This window comes from Klebsiella sp. MS 92-3, from assembly GCF_000195655.1.
Classification (GTDB): Bacteria; Pseudomonadota; Gammaproteobacteria; order Enterobacterales; family Enterobacteriaceae; genus Klebsiella; species Klebsiella pneumoniae.
Window position 1 is genome coordinate 2,158 of record NZ_GL882831.1, and the last position, 17,693, is coordinate 19,850.

Below are 17,693 nucleotides of genomic sequence, written 5' to 3' on the forward strand. Positions count from 1 at the left end.
CCCCCCCCCCCCCCCCCCCCGCCCCGGGGGCTCGGTCGCCGCCTTCAGCCATCTCTATTTCCCGCGCATGCACCGCCTGGGCTACGTGGCGCCGAATCTCGGCGACGTACCGCCGCAGGCGAGCCCCGGCGGCTACGTGATGGACTCCCGCCCCGGCCTGTATGACTCGGTGCTGGTGCTGGACTATAAAAGCCTGTATCCGTCGATTATTCGTACCTTTTTAATCGATCCGGTCGGCCTGGTTGAAGGGCTGGCGCAACCCGATGACCAGCACAGTATCGAGGGCTTCCTCGGCGCCCGCTTCTCGCGAGATAAGCACTGCCTGCCGGGGATTGTCAGCCAGATCTGGCACGGCCGGGATGAAGCCAAACGCCAGCACAATAAGCCGCTCTCCCAGGCGCTGAAGATCATTATGAACGCCTTTTACGGCGTGCTGGGGACCAGCGCCTGCCGCTTCTTCGACCCGCGTCTCGCCTCGTCGATCACCATGCGCGGCCATGCGATCATGCGCCAGACCAAAGCGTTAATTGAAGCCAAAGGCTATGACGTTATCTACGGCGATACCGACTCCACCTTCGTCTGGCTTAAGCGCCCGCACAGCGAAGCCCAGGCGGCGGAGATCGGCCGCGAGCTGGTCAGCGATGTCAACGCCTGGTGGGCGCAGGAGCTTAGCAAAAGCCAGCTTACCAGCGCCCTGGAGCTGGAGTATGAAACCCACTTCTGCCGCTTTTTAATGCCGACGATCCGCGGCGCCGATACCGGCAGCAAGAAGCGCTATGCCGGGATGATTCAGGAGGGCGATGCCCAGCGCATGGTGTTTAAGGGGCTGGAAACGGTGCGTACCGACTGGACGCCGCTGGCCCAGCAGTTTCAACAGGAGTTATACCTGCGCATCTTCCGCAACCAGCCGTATCAGGATTATGTGCGGGAGACTATCGCCAGGCTGATGAACGGCGAGCTCGACGAACAGCTGGTTTATCGCAAACGCCTGCGCCGGCCGCTGGCGGAGTATCAGCGCAACGTACCGCCGCACGTGCGCGCCGCCCGGCTTGCCGATGAACACAACCTGAAGCTTGGGCGGGCGCAGCAGTATCAGCAGCGCGGCACCATCAAATACGTCTGGACCACCAGCGGCCCGGAGCCGGTGGATTACCAGCAGTCGCCGCTCGATTACGATCACTATTTAACAAAGCAGTTGCAGCCGGTGGCGGAAGGGATCCTGCCCTTCGTCAACGATGACTTTGCTACAATAGTGACAGGACAGTTGGGGCTATTTTGATTTTTGGTCACCCATTCCACGGGCACGAAAGCCTAAAAATGAAGCGTGAGGAGAACGTGACGAACGTTCTGCCATCCAGTAATATAGCGCCCTTTCCATTCCTGGCCCCAATTTTGACGCATCTCCGATTGTTCATGGAGATGATCAACTATTGCCTGCAATTAAAGAACTAAAGAGCCGAACATATATGCCTTTTACACTTGGTCAACGCTGGATTAGCGACACAGAGAGCGAACTAGGATTAGGGACGGTGGTAGCGCTGGATGCGCGCATGGTCACTCTCCTTTTCCCCGCCATCGGCGAAAACCGTCTGTACTCTCGCAACGATTCCCCGATCACCCGCGTAATGTTTAACCCGGGCGACACCATCACCAGCCATGAAGGCTGGCAGCTCCACGTTGACAAAGTGAATGAAGAGAACGGGCTGCTGTCCTACACTGGCACCCGCCTGGACACCCAGGAAGCGAACGTCACCCTGCGTGAAGTGCTGCTCGACAGCAAACTGGTATTCAGCAAACCGCAGGACCGCCTGTTCGCCGGCCAAATCGACCGTATGGATCGCTTTGCCCTGCGCTACCGCGCGCGCAAGTTCCAGAGCGAACAGTACCGCATGCCGTGGAGCGGCCTGCGCGGCCAGCGCACCAGCCTGATCCCGCACCAGCTGCATATTGCCCACGATGTGGGCCGTCGTCACGCGCCGCGCGTCCTGCTGGCCGATGAAGTGGGCTTAGGTAAAACCATTGAAGCCGGGATGATCCTGCACCAGCAGCTGCTCTCCGGCGCCGCCGAGCGCGTGCTGATCGTGGTCCCGGAAACCCTCCAGCACCAGTGGCTGGTGGAGATGCTGCGCCGTTTCAACCTGCGTTTCTCGCTGTTCGACGACGAGCGCTACGCCGAAGCGCAGCACGATGCCTACAATCCGTTCGAAACCGAACAGCTGGTGATCTGCTCTTTAGACTTCGTGCGTCGCAGCAAGCAGCGCCTGGAGCACCTGTGCGACGCCGAGTGGGACCTGATGGTGGTCGACGAAGCGCACCACCTGGTGTGGAGCGAAGAGGCGCCGAGCCGTGAATATCAGGCTATTGAACAGCTGGCTGAGCGCGTGCCGGGTATCCTGCTGCTGACCGCGACGCCGGAACAGCTGGGAATGGAGAGCCATTTTGCGCGCCTGCGTCTGTTGGATCCGAACCGCTTCCACGATTTTGAACAGTTTGTCGAAGAACAGCAGAACTACCGTCCGGTGGCCGACGCCGTCGCGCTGCTGCTGGCGGGCAACAAGCTGAGCGATAGCGAACTCAATACCCTGGGCGATCTGATCGGCGAGCAGGATATCGAGCCGCTGCTGCAGGCCGCCAACAGCGATCGCGAAGATGCCCAGGCCGCGCGCCAGGAGCTGATCTCGATGCTGATGGACCGCCACGGCACCAGCCGCGTGCTGTTCCGTAATACCCGTAACGGCGTCAAAGGTTTCCCGAAACGCGAGCTGCACACCATTCGTCTGCCGCTGCCGACCCAGTACCAGACGGCCATCAAGGTCTCCGGTATTATGGGCGCGCGCAAAACCGCGGAAGAGCGCGCGCGCGACATGCTCTATCCGGAGCAGATCTATCAGGAATTTGAAGGTGATACCGGTACCTGGTGGAACTTCGACCCGCGCGTCGAGTGGCTGATGGGCTACCTGACCAGCCATCGCTCGCAGAAGGTGCTGGTAATCTGCGCTAAGGCCGCCACCGCCCTGCAGCTGGAGCAGGTGCTGCGCGAGCGCGAAGGCATCCGCGCCGCGGTGTTCCATGAAGGGATGTCGATTATCGAACGCGACCGCGCCGCGGCGTGGTTTGCTGAAGAAGACACCGGCGCCCAGGTGCTGCTGTGCTCCGAGATCGGCTCCGAAGGACGCAACTTCCAGTTCGCCAGCAACCTGGTGATGTTCGACCTGCCGTTTAACCCGGATCTGCTGGAGCAGCGTATCGGTCGTCTCGACCGTATCGGCCAGGCGCACGATATCCAGATCCACGTTCCGTACCTGGAAAAAACCGCGCAGTCGGTGCTGGTGCGCTGGTATCACGAAGGGCTCGACGCCTTCGAACATACCTGCCCGACCGGTCGCACCGTCTACGACAGCGTGCACGATGAACTGATCAACTATCTTGCGGCGCCGGAATCCACCGACGGCTTTGACGATCTGATCAAATCCTGCCGCCAACAGCATGATGCCCTGAAGGCGCAGCTGGAGCAGGGCCGCGACCGTCTGCTGGAGATCCACTCCAACGGCGGCGAGAAAGCCCAGGCCCTGGCGGAGAGCATCGAAGAGCAGGATGACGACACCAGCCTGATCGCTTTCTCGATGAACCTGTTCGATATCGTCGGCATCAACCAGGACGACCGCGGTGAAAACCTGATCGTCCTCACCCCTTCCGACCATATGCTGGTGCCGGATTTCCCGGGCCTGCCGGAAGACGGTTGCACCATCACCTTCGAACGTGACGTGGCGCTGTCGCGTGAAGATGCGCAATTTATTACCTGGGAACACCCGCTGATACGCAACGGTCTGGACCTGATCCTCTCCGGTGATACCGGCAGCAGCACCATTTCCCTGCTGAAGAACAAGGCGCTGCCGGTCGGCACCCTGCTGCTGGAGCTGATCTATGTCGTCGAAGCGCAGGCGCCGAAGCAGCTGCAGCTCAACCGCTTCCTGCCGGCGACCCCGGTTCGCATGCTGCTGGATAAAAACGGCAACAACCTCGCCGCGCAGGTGGAGTTCGAAAGCTTCAACCGCCAGCTGAGCGCGGTCAACCGCCATACCGGTAGCAAGCTGGTCAATGCGGTGCAGCAGGACGTTCATGCGATTCTGCAGCAGGGTGAAGCGCAGATCGCCAAAGCGGCGCAGGGGCTGATCGACGCGGCGCGTAACGAAGCCGATGAAAAGCTGACGGCGGAGCTGTCGCGTCTGGAAGCGCTGAAGGCGGTGAACCCGAACATCCGTGACGACGAACTGGCGGCGATCGAAAGCAACCGTCAGCAGGTGATGGATGCGCTGGCGCAGGCCGGATGGCGTCTGGACGCGCTGCGTCTGATCGTCGTCACTCACCAGTAACGGAACGCGAACATGGCGATGGAAAACTACAATCCGCCGCAGGATCCCTGGCTGGTGATCCTGTATCAGGATGAGCACATCATGGTGGTCAACAAGCCGAGCGGCTTGTTGTCCGTCCCCGGTCGTCTTGAGGAGCATAAAGACAGCGTGATGACGCGCATTCAGCGCGACTTCCCGCAGGCCGAATCGGTGCATCGCCTGGATATGGCCACCAGCGGCGTGATTGTGGTGGCGCTGAATAAAGCCGCCGAGCGTGAACTGAAGCGTCAGTTCCGCGAGCGCGAGCCGAAGAAGCAGTACGTCGCCCGCGTCTGGGGCCATCCGCAGCCGGCGGAAGGCCTCGTGGATTTACCGCTGATTTGCGACTGGCCGAACCGGCCAATGCAGAAGGTGTGCTATGAAACCGGCAAAGCGGCGCAAACCGAATATGAGGTGCTGGAGTACGCAGAAGATAACACCGCCCGCGTGCGCCTGAAGCCGATTACCGGACGGTCGCACCAGCTGCGCGTGCATATGCTGGCGCTGGGGCATCCGATCCTTGGCGACCGCTTCTATGCCACGCCGGAGGCGCTGGCGATGGCCCCGCGCCTGCTGCTGCACGCCGAGACGCTCACCATCACCCATCCTGCCTACGGCAACGCGATGACCTTTCGCGCGCCGATCGACTTTTAACGCTCACACTTCGAGTTGCATGCGGGTTGGCTGCGTGCAACTCGGATTAGTGAGGATACAGAAAACAATCCCGATTAATCGCGGGCGAACCACGCGTCAATCATCTGCTCAACGCGGGCGACGACGAGATCGGTGTCGTGACGACGGCTGCGCGCACAGGCGTGCGCCGGCTCATCGCACAGCAGGCAGCGGCGCTGCGATTCGCCCAGCGACTGGCGTCCCACCAGCCCGTTCTGCGGACAGATTACATCGATATCCCACAGGCGTCCCAGCGGATGGCTCTGCTCCAGCGTACTGCACATCGCTTTGATTTCGCTGGCCGGATGCGCTACGCACCACAGCGCTTCTGGCCCGGTCGGCAGCCATAGCACCTGACGATCCAGCGTTTGCCAGCGGTGCTTCCACAGCAGCTGATCGCAGGCCTGGAGGGCAACGCCCATCATATTGCGATAGCGAATGCTGTCCTTCACCGCCCCCGGGGTCACCAGGGTCAGGGAAATAACAGGCTGCTGATAATGGGCCAACCAGTCGGCCTGGCGGGCTGCACGCTGCTCTTTCGCCGCCAGCAATGCCTCGATGCTGACGCCCGCCTGGGCGGGAGTATCCACTGACATTAATTCCTCTCCTACATATGATAAATGCGACAGCGCCTGGACTGTCATGATGATGGTTGCGATAGCCGATCGCGCGCTGATTGTAACGCTAAATGCGGAGCATTTAGGATACAGAACGCAGATATTTTCGGCGTTCTGTAGCGGAAAATAGCAGATTTATCGCTGAGCGTAGCGTTATATCACGCCAGATAGTGGCTGAGGAACAGCAACCCCAGCGAGACATTTATCGCCCCGCCGATGCGGGTAGCGATCTGCGCGAACGGCATCAGGCTCATGCGGTTGCCGGCGGTCAGGATCGCCACATCGCCGGTGCCGCCCTGCCCGCTCTGGCAACAGGAAACAATCGCCACATCGATCGGGTGCATCCCTATCTTTTTACCAACCAGGAAACCGGTCGCCACCAGCGCGGAGACGGTACTGACGATCACCAGCAGGTTGGTTAAAGTGAAGGCGTTTACCAGTTCCTGCCACGGGGTGATCGCCACGCCGACGGCAAAGAGGATCGGGTAGGTGACCGCGGTGCGGAAGAATTTATACACCATCTGCGACCCCTCCTGCAGACGCGGAGACACCACGTTAGCCAGCTTTAACAGCACCGCGAGGAACAGCATGCCTACCGGCGCCGGCAGACCAATCAGTTTGTGGCCGAGCATCCCCATCATATACAGCAGTACCGCCAGCAGCGCGCCGGAGGCGAGGGTCCCAACGTCGGTCTTACCGCTCACGCCTTCGCTCTCGCTGAGGCTGCGGGTTTCATGGCTGCGGTTCGGCATCAGTTGCCCTTCGCCGGTCAGATGCGGGAAGCGCTTGCCGAGCTGGTTGAGGCAGCCGGAGATGACGATCGCCGTCAGGCTGCCAAGCATCACCATCGGCAATACCCGGCCCAGGGCCACGCCCTGCTCCATATGCATCAGCGCGGCATAACCCATTGACAGCGGGATCGCCCCCTCTCCCACGCCGCCGGCCATAATCGGCAGCACGATAAAGAAGAACACCTGGAACGGCTCCATGCCCAGCAGCGTGCCGACGCCGATGCCCACCAGCATGCCGACCACTTCGCCGCACAGCATCGGGAAGAAGATCTTCAGAAAGCCCTGAATCAGCGTGGTGCGGTTCATACTCATGATGCTGCCGACAATGATGCAGCAGATATAGAGATAGAGGATGTTAGTGGATTTATAGAATTTGGTCGTGGATTCAATAACCACGTCAGGCAGCAGACCATAGTGGACCAGCGCGGAAGGAATAAAGGTGGCGCAGATCGCCGCCGCACCGAGTTTCCCCAGCACCGGGAGGCGTTTACCAAACTCGCCGCAGGCGAAGCCAAAGAAAGCCAGGGTGGCCACCATCACCACGATATCGCTCGGCAGTTTGCCGCCAAGGCAGTCGAGGGCAATCAGTCCTCCGGCCAGCAGAAACAGCGGCAGCGGGACGATCCCCACCTTCCAGTTATCCATAATATGCCACCAGCGCTGCTTGAGCGTGGTTTTCGGCGTATCGATCGGTTCAAGGGTTGCAGAGAATGCATTGTCTGTGGTGCTCATAAATTCAGCCCTGTCGTTATTATTCATTTTCAGCGTAAAGGGACAGCGGCGTCGTTAATGTGAAGCTTCCCAGATTAAAAAAGAAGTTTTAATGGTCACTATGGTTTTTATGGTTTTTATTCGCTGAACTGCCCGGGAGTGATATATCTCTGATTTATGACTGTGGTTTTTATGGTTTTTATTTCCCGCCGGCCGCCTATTTCCGCCGCGACCGCTGGCGGCAGCCCGCGCCTGCGCCGCTGATCACAACTTTCCCTTAACATTTACGTCACGTGACAGAAAAATGATAGAGTGCCGGTATGGTTAATACGTCGTCCGGGGCCTATGAAATTATCTTTTCAATATAAGCTGTTTATTTCTCTGGTCGCTTTTTTCTCGATCCTTTTTATCGCGCTGGGCATTTATTATTATTTTGACGCCAGCCGCCAGCTTTATCAGGAGATGAGCGCCCGGGCCAAAATACAGGCCGAAGAGATAGCCCTGATGCCGAATTTACGTCAACAGGTCAGCCGGCACGACCCACAGGCGATTCAGGCGTTTATGCAGCAAATCGCCGCCCATAGCGACGCCAGCTTTATCGTCATCGGCGACCGTCAGGGAGTTCATCTGTTTCATTCCGTCCATCCGGAGTGGGTCGGCACCCGACTGGTCGGCGGCGACAACCAGGCGGTACTGGAAGGAAAATCCATCACCACCATTCGCAAAGGCGGCCTCGGGGTCTCGCTGCGCAGCAAAACGCCCATCGTTGATGACGCAGGGCGAGTGATCGGTATTGTCTCCGTCGGCTACCTCACCAGCTATCTCGACAGCATTACTCTGACTAAAGTGATCAATATTTTTATCGCCGCCGTCCTGCTGCTCATCGCCCTGTTTATCTTCTCCTGGTACTTTACCCGCAGCATCAAGAAGCAGATTTTTTCGCTCGAGCCGCGGGAAATTGGCCTGCTGGTTCGCCAGCAAAAGGCGATGATGGAGTCGATCTTTGAGGGGGTGATCGTCATCGATCGCCAGCGGCGTATTGAGGTGATAAACCATGCCGCCCGCAGCCTGCTGGGGCTCAGCCAGCCCGCCCGCCAGCTGCGCGGTCAGTCGATCGACAGCGTCATTTCGCCGCAGCCCTTTTTCGCCAGCGGCGACATGCTCGAACGCGATACCCACGATGAGCTGTGCCGCTTCAACCAGTTGACCGTGCTCGCCAGTCGGGTGCGCATTATGCTGGAGAATACCCTGCAGGGCTGGGTGATCACATTCCGTGACCGCAATGAAATCAATGCCCTCACCGCCCAGCTGAGCCAGGTGAAGCGCTATGTCGACAATCTGCGCATCATGCGCCACGAGCAGCTCAACCGGATGACTACCCTCTCCGGCCTGCTGCATATGGGCCATTATGACGAAGCGATCCGCTATATTCAGGCCCAGTCGGAACATGCTCAGGAGCTACTGGACTTTATCTCCTCGCACTTCCACTCGCCGACGCTATGCGGTCTGCTGCTCGGCAAAGCCACCCGCGCCCGCGAAAAAGGCGTGGCGCTGAGCTTCGACCCGGCCTGCCGCATCGACCGCCCCCTGCCGTCGCTGATGGAATCCGAGCTGATCTCCATCATCGGCAACCTGCTGGATAACGCCATCGAAGCCACGCAGCGTGCCGAGCTGCCGCATGAGCCGGTGGAAGTCCTGATCCAGCTCAACGCCCGGGAGTTGATTATCGAAGTGGCCGACCGCGGCGTCGGCATCCGCCCCGATATCCGCGAGCGCATTTTTGAACGCGGCGTCACCACCAAAACCCGTGGCGATCACGGCATTGGTCTGTATCTTATTGAACATTATGTCACTCAGGCGGGCGGCACCATCGAAGTCGCCGATAACGCGCCGCGGGGAACGATCTTCACCCTATTTATCCCGGCCGACGCGCACGCCTGTCCGCAACCGGAGGCCCACGATGCATCATGACCTGGTCGATGTGCTAATCATTGAAGATGAGAGCGAACTGGCGCGCCTGCACGCCGAGCTTGTGCAAAAACACCCGCGACTGCGGCTGGCAGGCATGGCGGCCTCCCTCGCCCAGGCGCGGCAGCTGCTTCACGCCACGCCGCCGCAGCTGGTGCTGCTGGATAACTATTTACCGGACGGCAAAGGCGTCACGCTGATGACCGACCCGGCGCTGGCGACCAGCCAATGCTCGGTGATCTTTATCACCGCCGCCAGCGATATGGAAACCTGCAGCCAGGCCATCCGCAACGGCGCCTTCGACTATATCCTTAAGCCGGTATCATGGAAGCGGCTGAGCCAGTCGCTGGAGCGCTTTATCCAGTTCTACGATCAGCAACGGGAGTGGAAAATCGTCGATCAGCAAAACGTCGATTCCCTCTATCAACTGCAGGCGAAGAACTATCGCGTGGATAGCGGCAGCAAGGGGATTGAAGAGAAAACGCTGGCGCTGGTGCAGGGACTGTTTAGCGACCGGGAAGCGCACTGTTTTTCCGTTGATGAAGTGGTCAGCGCCGCCGGGCTCAGCAAAACCACCGCCCGTCGCTATCTGGAGCACGGCGTTGAGACCGGTTTTCTGGAAGTGGAGATGCTGTACGGAAAAATTGGCCATCCGCGGCGGCTGTATCGCCGCGCTAAGGTCAAAAGTTAAAACCCCTCGCCGGACGGGAGGGGCTGGAAACGTCAGAAGCCGCGCTGCTCTTTGATCAGCTCCCAGGCCTTCTGGATCTCCTGGGCCTTCTGTTTGGCCATCTCCATCATCTCCGGCGGCAGACCTTTCGCTACCAGCTTGTCCGGATGATGTTCGTTCATCAGCTTGCGATAGGCGCGCTTCACCGTCGCCGCGTCGTCGGTCGGTTTTACTCCCAGCACATTGCAGGCATCTTCGAGGGTCGGCCCACGCTGCGCCTGCTGCCAGCCGGCGTTGCCGCCATGCTGGCCATAAGAGCGCTGCTGCGAACCGCCGCCAAACTGGGCGCCGCCCTGCATCATCCGCAGGAATTGATCGAACTGGGCGCGGGAGATGCCGAGCTCGTCGGCAATGACGAACAGCACTTCCCGTTCGTTAGGATGCAGTTCGCCATCAGCGAACGCCGCCTGCAGCTGAATTTCCAGAAACATCCGAATCAGATCGAAACGGCCAAAGCAGACGCTGCGCAGCTGACGCATTTTCTCGCGCAGGGGATAGTTGTCGGCCTTACCGTCGCGAAACGCCTGCTGCGCCGCGGTGCGCGAGGCGCCATGCAGGTTCATGCGATCCATTAGCACATTAGCGACATGAATATCCGCTTCGGTAACGCGGCCCTTGGATTTGGTCAGGTGCCCCATCACTTCGAAGGTGGTGGAAAAGAAGAGCGACTGACGCTCCTGCTGATTGGCGAAGAGATTTAACCGGCGGCTGCGCGCCCGGTCAAACATATGGCCGACCAGAAAGCCAAGCACCACGCCCCAGAACCCACCACCCATCAGCAAAGCCACTGCCACGCCAATCACTTTACCCAAATACTGCATAGACTCCCCAACTGTTTATCGCCGTTAAGCTCGAATATGACCGCACGTTACCCGGCACTCGCGCCTCGGTCAATTGTGGGACATAGCCTATAATTTGCTTTATCATACTCGTCATTCAACAGGGTGCCTAACGCTCGGGCTCGAAACGGGCAGGATTAACACTAGCGTGATAATGTTGAGTAAGTTAGGCTCTGACCGTTTGCAAGCCGCTGTCACAAGATGATGGAACAATAAATACAACGTATGAAAAAACGTATTCCCAGCCTCCTGGCTACGATGATTGCCAGCGCCTTGTATAGCCAACAAGGCCTCGCTGCCGATCTCGCAACGCAATGTATGCTTGGCGTGCCAAGCTATGATCGTCCGCTCGTGGAAGGTCGTCCTGGCGATCTGCCGGTGACGATTAACGCCGATCATGCGAAGGGCAACTACCCGGACAACGCCGTCTTTACCGGCAACGTCGATATTAACCAGGGGAATAGTCGCCTCCGCGCCGACGAAGTTCAGCTGCATCAGCAGCAGGCCGCGGGCCAGGCGCAGCCGGTGCGCACGGTGGACGCGCTGGGCAACGTGCATTACGACGATAACCAGGTGATCCTCAAAGGGCCAAAAGCCTGGTCGAATCTGAATACCAAAGATACCAACGTCTGGCAGGGCGATTATCAAATGGTCGGACGCCAGGGACGCGGCACCGCCGACCTGATGAAACAGCGCGGTGAAAACCGCTATACCATTCTCGAAAACGGCAGCTTTACCTCCTGTCTGCCGGGCTCCGACACCTGGAGCGTCGTCGGCAGCGAAGTTATCCACGATCGCGAAGAGCAGGTTGCCGAGATCTGGAACGCCCGCTTCAAGCTTGGCTCTGTGCCGATTTTCTATAGCCCCTACCTGCAGCTGCCGGTGGGCGATAAGCGTCGTTCAGGCTTCCTGATCCCGAACGCGAAATACAGCACCAAAAACGGCGTGGAATTCTCCCTGCCGTACTACTGGAACATCGCGCCAAACTTCGATGCCACCATTACTCCGCACTATATGAACAAACGCGGCGGCGTGATGTGGGAAAACGAGTTCCGCTATCTGACCCAGCTCGGCAGCGGCTTAACTGAATTCGACTACCTGCCGTCGGATAAAGTCTACGAAGACGACCACTCGAGCGACAGCAACAGCCGCCGCTGGCTGTTCTACTGGAACCACTCAGGGGTTATCGATCAGGTATGGCGTCTGAACGCTGACTACACCAAGGTCAGCGATCCTGACTACTTCAACGACTTCAGCTCGAAATATGGTTCCAGTACCGATGGCTATGCGACGCAGAAATTCAGCGCCGGTTACGTCAACCAGAACTTTGACGCCACGGTATCGACCAAACAGTTCCAGGTCTTTGACCGCGAATCGAGCAACTCCTATTCGGCTGAGCCGCAGCTCGACGTCAACTACTACCAGAATGATGTCGGTCCGTTCGATACCCATCTCTATGGACAGGTTGCCCATTTTGTTAACTCGAATAACAACATGCCGGAAGCGACCCGCGTTCACTTCGAACCGACGATCAACCTGCCGCTGTCCAACGGTTGGGGCAGTCTGAATACCGAAGCCAAGCTGCTGGCGACTCACTACCAGCAGAGCAACCTCGATAAGTACAATGCCGCCAACGGCACTGACTATAAAGAGTCCGTCAGCCGCGTAATGCCGCAGTTTAAAGTCGACGGCAAAATGGTCTTTGAACGCGACCTGCAGGAGGGATTCACCCAAACGCTGGAACCGCGCGTGCAGTATCTGTACGTGCCGTACCGCGATCAGAGTGAAATCGGCAACTACGACTCCACGCTGTTGCAGTCGGATTACACCGGTCTGTTCCGCGACCGTACCTATAGCGGTCTGGACCGCATCGCGTCGGCTAATCAGGTCACCACCGGGCTCACCTCGCGCGTGTATGATGCCGCCGCGGTGGAACGTTTTAATATTTCCGTTGGTCAAATCTACTATTTCACCGAGTCACGCACCGGTGATGACAACATCAACTGGGAGAACAACGATACCACGGGTTCACTGGTCTGGGCCGGCGATACCTACTGGCGCATTGCCGATGAATGGGGTCTGCGCGGAGGGATCCAGTACGATACGCGTCTGGATAACGTTGCCACTGGTAACGGCACCATTGAATACCGTCGCGATGAGAACCGCTTAGTTCAGCTTAACTATCGTTACGCCAGCCCGGAATATATTCAGGCCACGCTGCCGTCATATTCCACCGCGGCACAATATAAACAGGGTATTTCGCAGGTGGGGATGACCGCCAGTTGGCCGATTGTCGATCGCTGGTCCGTGGTCGGGGCCTACTACTACGATACTAATACCCGGAAAGCAGCAAACCAGATGTTGGGTGTGCAGTATAACTCCTGCTGCTACGCCATCCGTCTTGGCTACGAACGTAAAGTCAACGGCTGGAACAGCAACGACAACGGCGGCGAGAGCAAATACGATAACACCTTCGGAATCAATATCGAATTGCGCGGTCTGAGCTCTAACTACGGCCTCGGCACCCAGCAGATGCTGCGCTCGAACATTTTACCGTACCAGAGCTCCCTGTGATGCGGCTGGTTTACAACATCATCCGCATTTGCGGTTAATCGAAATGGAAAAAGTATGAAGAACTGGAAAACGCTGCTTCTCGGTATCGCCATGATCGCGAATACCAGTTTCGCTGCCCCCCAGGTGGTCGATAAAGTAGCGGCCGTCGTCAATAATGGCGTCGTGCTGGAAAGCGACGTCGATGGTTTGATGCAATCGGTTAAGCTCAATGCTGGTCAGGCTGGCCAACAGCTGCCGGATGACGCCACCCTGCGCCATCAAATCCTCGAAAGACTGATCATGGACCAGATCGTGTTACAGATGGGGCAGAAGATGGGCGTGAAGATCTCTGACGACCAGCTCGATCAGGCTATCGCCAACATCGCCAAACAAAATAATATGACCTTGGATCAGATGCGCAGCCGTCTGGCCTATGAAGGCATCAACTACAACACCTACCGTAACCAGATCCGTAAAGAGATGCTGATTTCGGAAGTGCGTAACAATGAAGTGCGTCGTCGCATCACCGTGCTGCCGCAGGAAGTGGAAGCGCTGGCGAAACAGATCGGCGACCAGAACGACGCCAGCACCGAGCTCAACCTGAGCCACATCCTGATCCCGCTGCCGGAGAACCCGACCTCTGACGAAGTCGCCGCGGCCCAGGAGCAAGCAAACTCCATCGTTGAGCAGGCGCGCAACGGCGCCAACTTCGGCAAACTGGCGATCACCTACTCCGCTGACCAACAGGCGCTGAAGGGTGGCCAGATGGGCTGGGGCCGTATCCAGGAACTGCCGGGCATTTTCGCTCAGGCGTTAAGCACCGCGAAGAAAGGGGATATCGTCGGTCCGATTCGTTCCGGCGTTGGTTTCCACATTCTGAAAGTCAACGACCTGCGCGGTGGTACCCAGAATATCTCCGTTACCGAGGTTCACGCCCGTCATATTCTGCTGAAACCGTCGCCGATCATGAACGATGCCCAGGCTCAGGCTAAGCTGGAACAGATCGCAGCCGAGATTAAGAGCGGGAAAATCACGTTTGCTCAAGCGGCGAAAACCTATTCGGAAGATCCGGGTTCGGCAAACCAGGGCGGTGATTTAGGCTGGGCCACGCCGGACATCTTTGACCCGGCGTTCCGCGATGCGCTGATGCGTCTGAACAAAGGGCAGACCAGCGGACCGGTGCACTCTTCCTTTGGCTGGCATCTGATCGAACTGCTGGATAGCCGTCAGGTCGACAGAACCGACGCCGCGCAGAAAGATCGTGCTTACCGCATGCTGATGAACCGCAAATTCTCTGAAGAAGCGGCAACCTGGATGCAGGAACAGCGCGCCAGTGCGTATGTTAAAATTCTGAGCAACTAATATCGATGCCTGAAACCCGTAAAGTTGTTATCACTCCCGGCGAACCCGCCGGGATTGGCCCTGACCTGGTCGTGCAGCTTGCCCAGCGCGACTGGCCAGCTGAGCTGGTGATTTGCGCCGATGGCGCCCTGTTAACTGACCGAGCCAAGCGGCTCGGTCTTCCTTTATCTCTCCTCCCTTACGATCCCGCGCAACCTCCTGTTCCTCAGCGCGCCGGTACCCTGACGCTGCTGAACGTGCCGCTAAACGTCCCGGCGGAGCCCGGCGTACTGAATGTGCAAAACGGCGCCTACGTAGTGGAGACGCTGGCGCGCGCCTGCGACGGTTGCCTTAGCGGCGAGTTTGCGGCGTTAGTGACCGGCCCGGTGCATAAAGGCAACATCAACGACGCCGGTATCGCCTTTACAGGTCATACCGAGTTCTTTGAAGAGCGCGCGAAGGCCAGCAAAGTGGTGATGATGTTGGCGACCGAGGAGCTGCGGGTGGCGCTGGTCACCACCCATCTGCCGTTGAAAGCCATCAGCGAAGCGATTACCCCCGAGCTACTGCGCGAGATCATCACCATTCTCGATCACGACCTGCGCACGAAATTTGGCATTGCCCAGCCGCATGTGCTGGTTTGCGGGCTTAACCCGCACGCTGGCGAAGGCGGCCATATGGGAACAGAAGAGATAGACACCATCATTCCGGTGCTGGAAGAGATGCGCGCAAAGGGGATGAACCTCAGCGGTCCGCTGCCGGCAGACACCCTCTTTCAGCCGAAATATCTTGATCATGCCGATGCGGTACTCGCGATGTACCACGATCAGGGCCTGCCCGTGCTAAAATACCAGGGCTTTGGCCGCGGCGTGAACATTACGCTCGGTTTACCTTTTATTCGTACCTCCGTCGACCACGGCACCGCACTGGAATTAGCGGGCCAGGGAAAAGCGGACGTCGGCAGTTTTATCACGGCGCTTAATCTCGCCATCAAAATGATTGTTAATACCCAATGAATAATCGAGTCCATCAGGGCCATTTAGCCCGTAAACGCTTCGGGCAGAACTTCCTCAACGATCAGTTTGTGATCGACAGCATCGTCTCGGCGATTAACCCGCAGAAAGGCCAGGCGATGGTTGAAATCGGCCCCGGCCTGGCGGCCCTGACCGAGCCGGTCGGCGAACGCCTTGACCAGCTGACCGTCATCGAACTGGACCGCGATCTGGCGGCTCGCCTGCAGACGCATCCGTTCCTCGGTCCAAAGCTGACCATCTATCAGCAGGATGCGATGACCATGAACTTTGGCGAACTGGCGGAGAAAATGGGCCAGCCGCTGCGCGTCTTCGGCAACCTGCCGTACAATATCTCGACCCCGCTGATGTTCCATCTGTTCAGCTATACTGATGCCATTGCCGATATGCACTTTATGCTGCAGAAGGAAGTAGTGAATCGTCTGGTTGCCGGACCGAACAGTAAGGCGTATGGTCGGTTAAGCGTGATGGCGCAATATTATTGCCAGGTGATCCCGGTACTCGAAGTGCCGCCGAGCGCGTTTACCCCGCCGCCTAAGGTCGACTCCGCGGTGGTACGCCTGGTGCCGCACAGCACCATGCCGTATCCGGTCAAAGAGATCCGGGTGCTGAGCCGCATCACCACCGAAGCGTTCAACCAGCGCCGCAAGACTATCCGCAACAGTCTCGGCAATCTGTTCAGCGTGGAAGTGCTGACCGAGCTGGGCATCGACCCGGCCATGCGCGCCGAAAATATTTCCGTGGCGCAGTACTGCCTGATGGCCAACTGGCTGTCTGACAATCTGCCAACGAAGGAGAGCTAACCATGATTCATTCGCCCCGGGTGTGTGTCCAGGTACAGAGCGTCTATATCGAATCGCAGTCTTCCCCGGAAGAAGAGCGCTACGTCTTCGCTTACACCGTCACCATTCGCAACCTGGGGCGGAGTCAGGTTCAGCTGCTTGGCCGCTACTGGCTCATCACTAACGGCCACGGTCGTGAGACTGAAGTTCAGGGGGAAGGGGTGGTCGGCGAGCAACCACATATTCCCGCCGGCGGTGAATATCAATATACCAGCGGCGCAGTGATTGAAACGCCGCTGGGAACCATGCAGGGTCATTATGAGATGATCGATATCGACGGCGCGCCGTTCCGTATTGAGATCCCTGTTTTCCGTCTCGCAGTTCCAACGCTCATTCATTAAAACAATGTCAACATACCTTATTGGCGACGTTCACGGTTGCTACGATGAACTGATCGCATTATTAGCGCAGGTTGAATTCGATCCGCGGAGAGATACGCTGTGGCTGACCGGCGATCTGGTGGCCCGAGGCCCGGGATCGCTGGAGGTCCTGCGCTATGTCAAATCTCTGGGCGACAGCGTTCGACTGGTGCTGGGCAACCATGACTTACACCTGCTGGCGGTCTTTGCCGGTATCAGCCGCAACAAGCCGAAGGATCGTCTGAAACCACTGCTGGAAGCGCCGGATGCCGATGAGCTGCTCAACTGGCTGCGTCGCCAGCCGCTGCTGCAGGTGGATGAAGAGAAAAAGCTGGTGATGGCCCATGCCGGCATTACGCCGCAGTGGGATCTGGAGACCGCCCAGCAGTGCGCGCGTGATGTTGAAGCAGTGCTCTCCAGCGACTCCTATCCTTTCTTCCTCGATGCCATGTACGGCGACATGCCGAACCACTGGAGCAACGAGCTGAGCGGCCTGGCGCGCCTGCGCTTTATCTCTAACGCCTTTACCCGCATGCGCTACTGTTTCCCGAACGGCCAGCTGGATATGTATTCGAAGGAAGCGCCCGAGGACGCCCCGGCGCCGCTGAAGCCGTGGTTTGCCATTCCCGGCCCGGTCAGCAATGCCTACAGCATTGCCTTTGGCCACTGGGCTTCGCTGGAGGGACGCGGCACGCCGGAGGGGATTTACGCCCTGGATACCGGCTGCTGCTGGGGCGGGGAACTCACCTGCCTGCGCTGGGAAGATAAGCAGTACTTCACCCAGCCGTCAAACCGGCAGAAAAGCCTCGACGAAGGCGAAGCCGTCGCGTCCTGACTCTTCCCCCCCG

The 17,693-nt window shown here is 58.5% G+C and carries 14 protein-coding genes; 11 read left to right on the forward strand and 3 right to left on the reverse strand.

The window, feature by feature from the left end:
• From HMPREF9538_RS08695 to rluA, 3 genes are all read left to right on the forward strand, one after another.
• A partial coding sequence (locus tag HMPREF9538_RS08695) for a DNA polymerase II (RefSeq protein ID WP_009485683.1) occupies positions 1 to 1,279 on the forward strand: 1,279 nt, incomplete at its 5' end.
• Positions 1,280 to 1,466: 187 nt separating this feature from the next.
• The gene (rapA, locus tag HMPREF9538_RS08690; protein ID WP_004178574.1) at positions 1,467 to 4,373 is read left to right on the forward strand and encodes an RNA polymerase-associated protein RapA; all 2,907 of its coding nucleotides are present in this window, start codon (positions 1,467 to 1,469) and stop codon (positions 4,371 to 4,373) included.
• Between the two features lie 12 nt (positions 4,374 to 4,385).
• Positions 4,386 to 5,045 carry a bifunctional tRNA pseudouridine(32) synthase/23S rRNA pseudouridine(746) synthase RluA gene (gene rluA, locus HMPREF9538_RS08685; protein ID WP_004145980.1) on the forward strand — a complete coding sequence of 220 codons (660 nt, stop codon included), beginning with the start codon at positions 4,386 to 4,388 and terminating at the stop codon, positions 5,043 to 5,045.
• A 74-nt stretch (positions 5,046 to 5,119) separates the two neighbouring features.
• Here rluA and citX read toward each other — a convergent pair whose 3' ends face one another.
• On the reverse strand, positions 5,120 to 5,659 hold the full coding sequence (gene citX, locus HMPREF9538_RS08680; RefSeq protein ID WP_004177428.1) for a citrate lyase holo-[acyl-carrier protein] synthase: 540 nt from the start codon (positions 5,657 to 5,659) through the stop codon (positions 5,120 to 5,122).
• Between the two features lie 179 nt (positions 5,660 to 5,838).
• On the reverse strand, positions 5,839 to 7,203 hold the full coding sequence (locus tag HMPREF9538_RS08675) for a 2-hydroxycarboxylate transporter family protein (protein WP_002888345.1): 1,365 nt from the start codon (positions 7,201 to 7,203) through the stop codon (positions 5,839 to 5,841).
• Between the two features lie 324 nt (positions 7,204 to 7,527).
• Here HMPREF9538_RS08675 and HMPREF9538_RS08670 point away from each other — a divergent pair, with 324 nt between their 5' ends.
• The gene (locus HMPREF9538_RS08670; RefSeq protein ID WP_009485686.1) at positions 7,528 to 9,153 is read left to right on the forward strand and encodes an ATP-binding protein; all 1,626 of its coding nucleotides are present in this window, start codon (positions 7,528 to 7,530) and stop codon (positions 9,151 to 9,153) included.
• Positions 9,143 to 9,841 carry a response regulator gene (locus HMPREF9538_RS08665; RefSeq protein ID WP_002888337.1) on the forward strand — a complete coding sequence of 233 codons (699 nt, stop codon included), beginning with the start codon at positions 9,143 to 9,145 and terminating at the stop codon, positions 9,839 to 9,841. The genes HMPREF9538_RS08670 and HMPREF9538_RS08665 overlap by 11 nt, the downstream gene beginning before the upstream one ends.
• Before the next feature lie 32 nt (positions 9,842 to 9,873).
• Here HMPREF9538_RS08665 and djlA read toward each other — a convergent pair whose 3' ends face one another.
• Entirely contained in the window at positions 9,874 to 10,701 is an 828-nt protein-coding gene (gene djlA, locus HMPREF9538_RS08660; RefSeq protein ID WP_002888332.1) for a co-chaperone DjlA, read from the reverse strand.
• Between the two features lie 243 nt (positions 10,702 to 10,944).
• Between djlA and lptD the strand changes: the two genes are divergently transcribed.
• Genes lptD through apaH form a run of 6 tightly spaced genes read left to right on the forward strand, consistent with a single transcriptional unit; the run spans position 10,945 to position 17,680 of the window.
• Positions 10,945 to 13,293: an LPS assembly protein LptD gene (lptD, locus tag HMPREF9538_RS08655; protein WP_004147026.1), complete on the forward strand. Its 2,349-nt coding sequence runs from the start codon at positions 10,945 to 10,947 to the stop codon at positions 13,291 to 13,293.
• A 54-nt stretch (positions 13,294 to 13,347) separates the two neighbouring features.
• A complete protein-coding gene (gene surA, locus HMPREF9538_RS08650; protein ID WP_002888329.1) occupies positions 13,348 to 14,634 on the forward strand; it encodes a peptidylprolyl isomerase SurA in 1,287 nt (428 codons plus the stop codon).
• Between the two features lie 5 nt (positions 14,635 to 14,639).
• Positions 14,640 to 15,629 carry a 4-hydroxythreonine-4-phosphate dehydrogenase PdxA gene (gene pdxA / locus HMPREF9538_RS08645; protein ID WP_009485687.1) on the forward strand — a complete coding sequence of 330 codons (990 nt, stop codon included), beginning with the start codon at positions 14,640 to 14,642 and terminating at the stop codon, positions 15,627 to 15,629.
• Positions 15,626 to 16,447 carry a 16S rRNA (adenine(1518)-N(6)/adenine(1519)-N(6))-dimethyltransferase RsmA gene (gene rsmA, locus HMPREF9538_RS08640; RefSeq protein WP_002888324.1) on the forward strand — a complete coding sequence of 274 codons (822 nt, stop codon included), beginning with the start codon at positions 15,626 to 15,628 and terminating at the stop codon, positions 16,445 to 16,447. The genes pdxA and rsmA overlap by 4 nt, the downstream gene beginning before the upstream one ends.
• A 2-nt stretch (positions 16,448 to 16,449) precedes the next feature.
• On the forward strand, positions 16,450 to 16,827 hold the full coding sequence (gene apaG, locus HMPREF9538_RS08635) for a Co2+/Mg2+ efflux protein ApaG (protein ID WP_002888323.1): 378 nt from the start codon (positions 16,450 to 16,452) through the stop codon (positions 16,825 to 16,827).
• Positions 16,828 to 16,831: 4 nt separating this feature from the next.
• Positions 16,832 to 17,680, forward strand: coding sequence for a bis(5'-nucleosyl)-tetraphosphatase (symmetrical) ApaH (gene apaH / locus HMPREF9538_RS08630; RefSeq protein WP_002888321.1), 849 nt, complete (start codon positions 16,832 to 16,834; stop codon positions 17,678 to 17,680).
• The last annotated feature ends 13 nt before the right edge of the window (positions 17,681 to 17,693 follow it).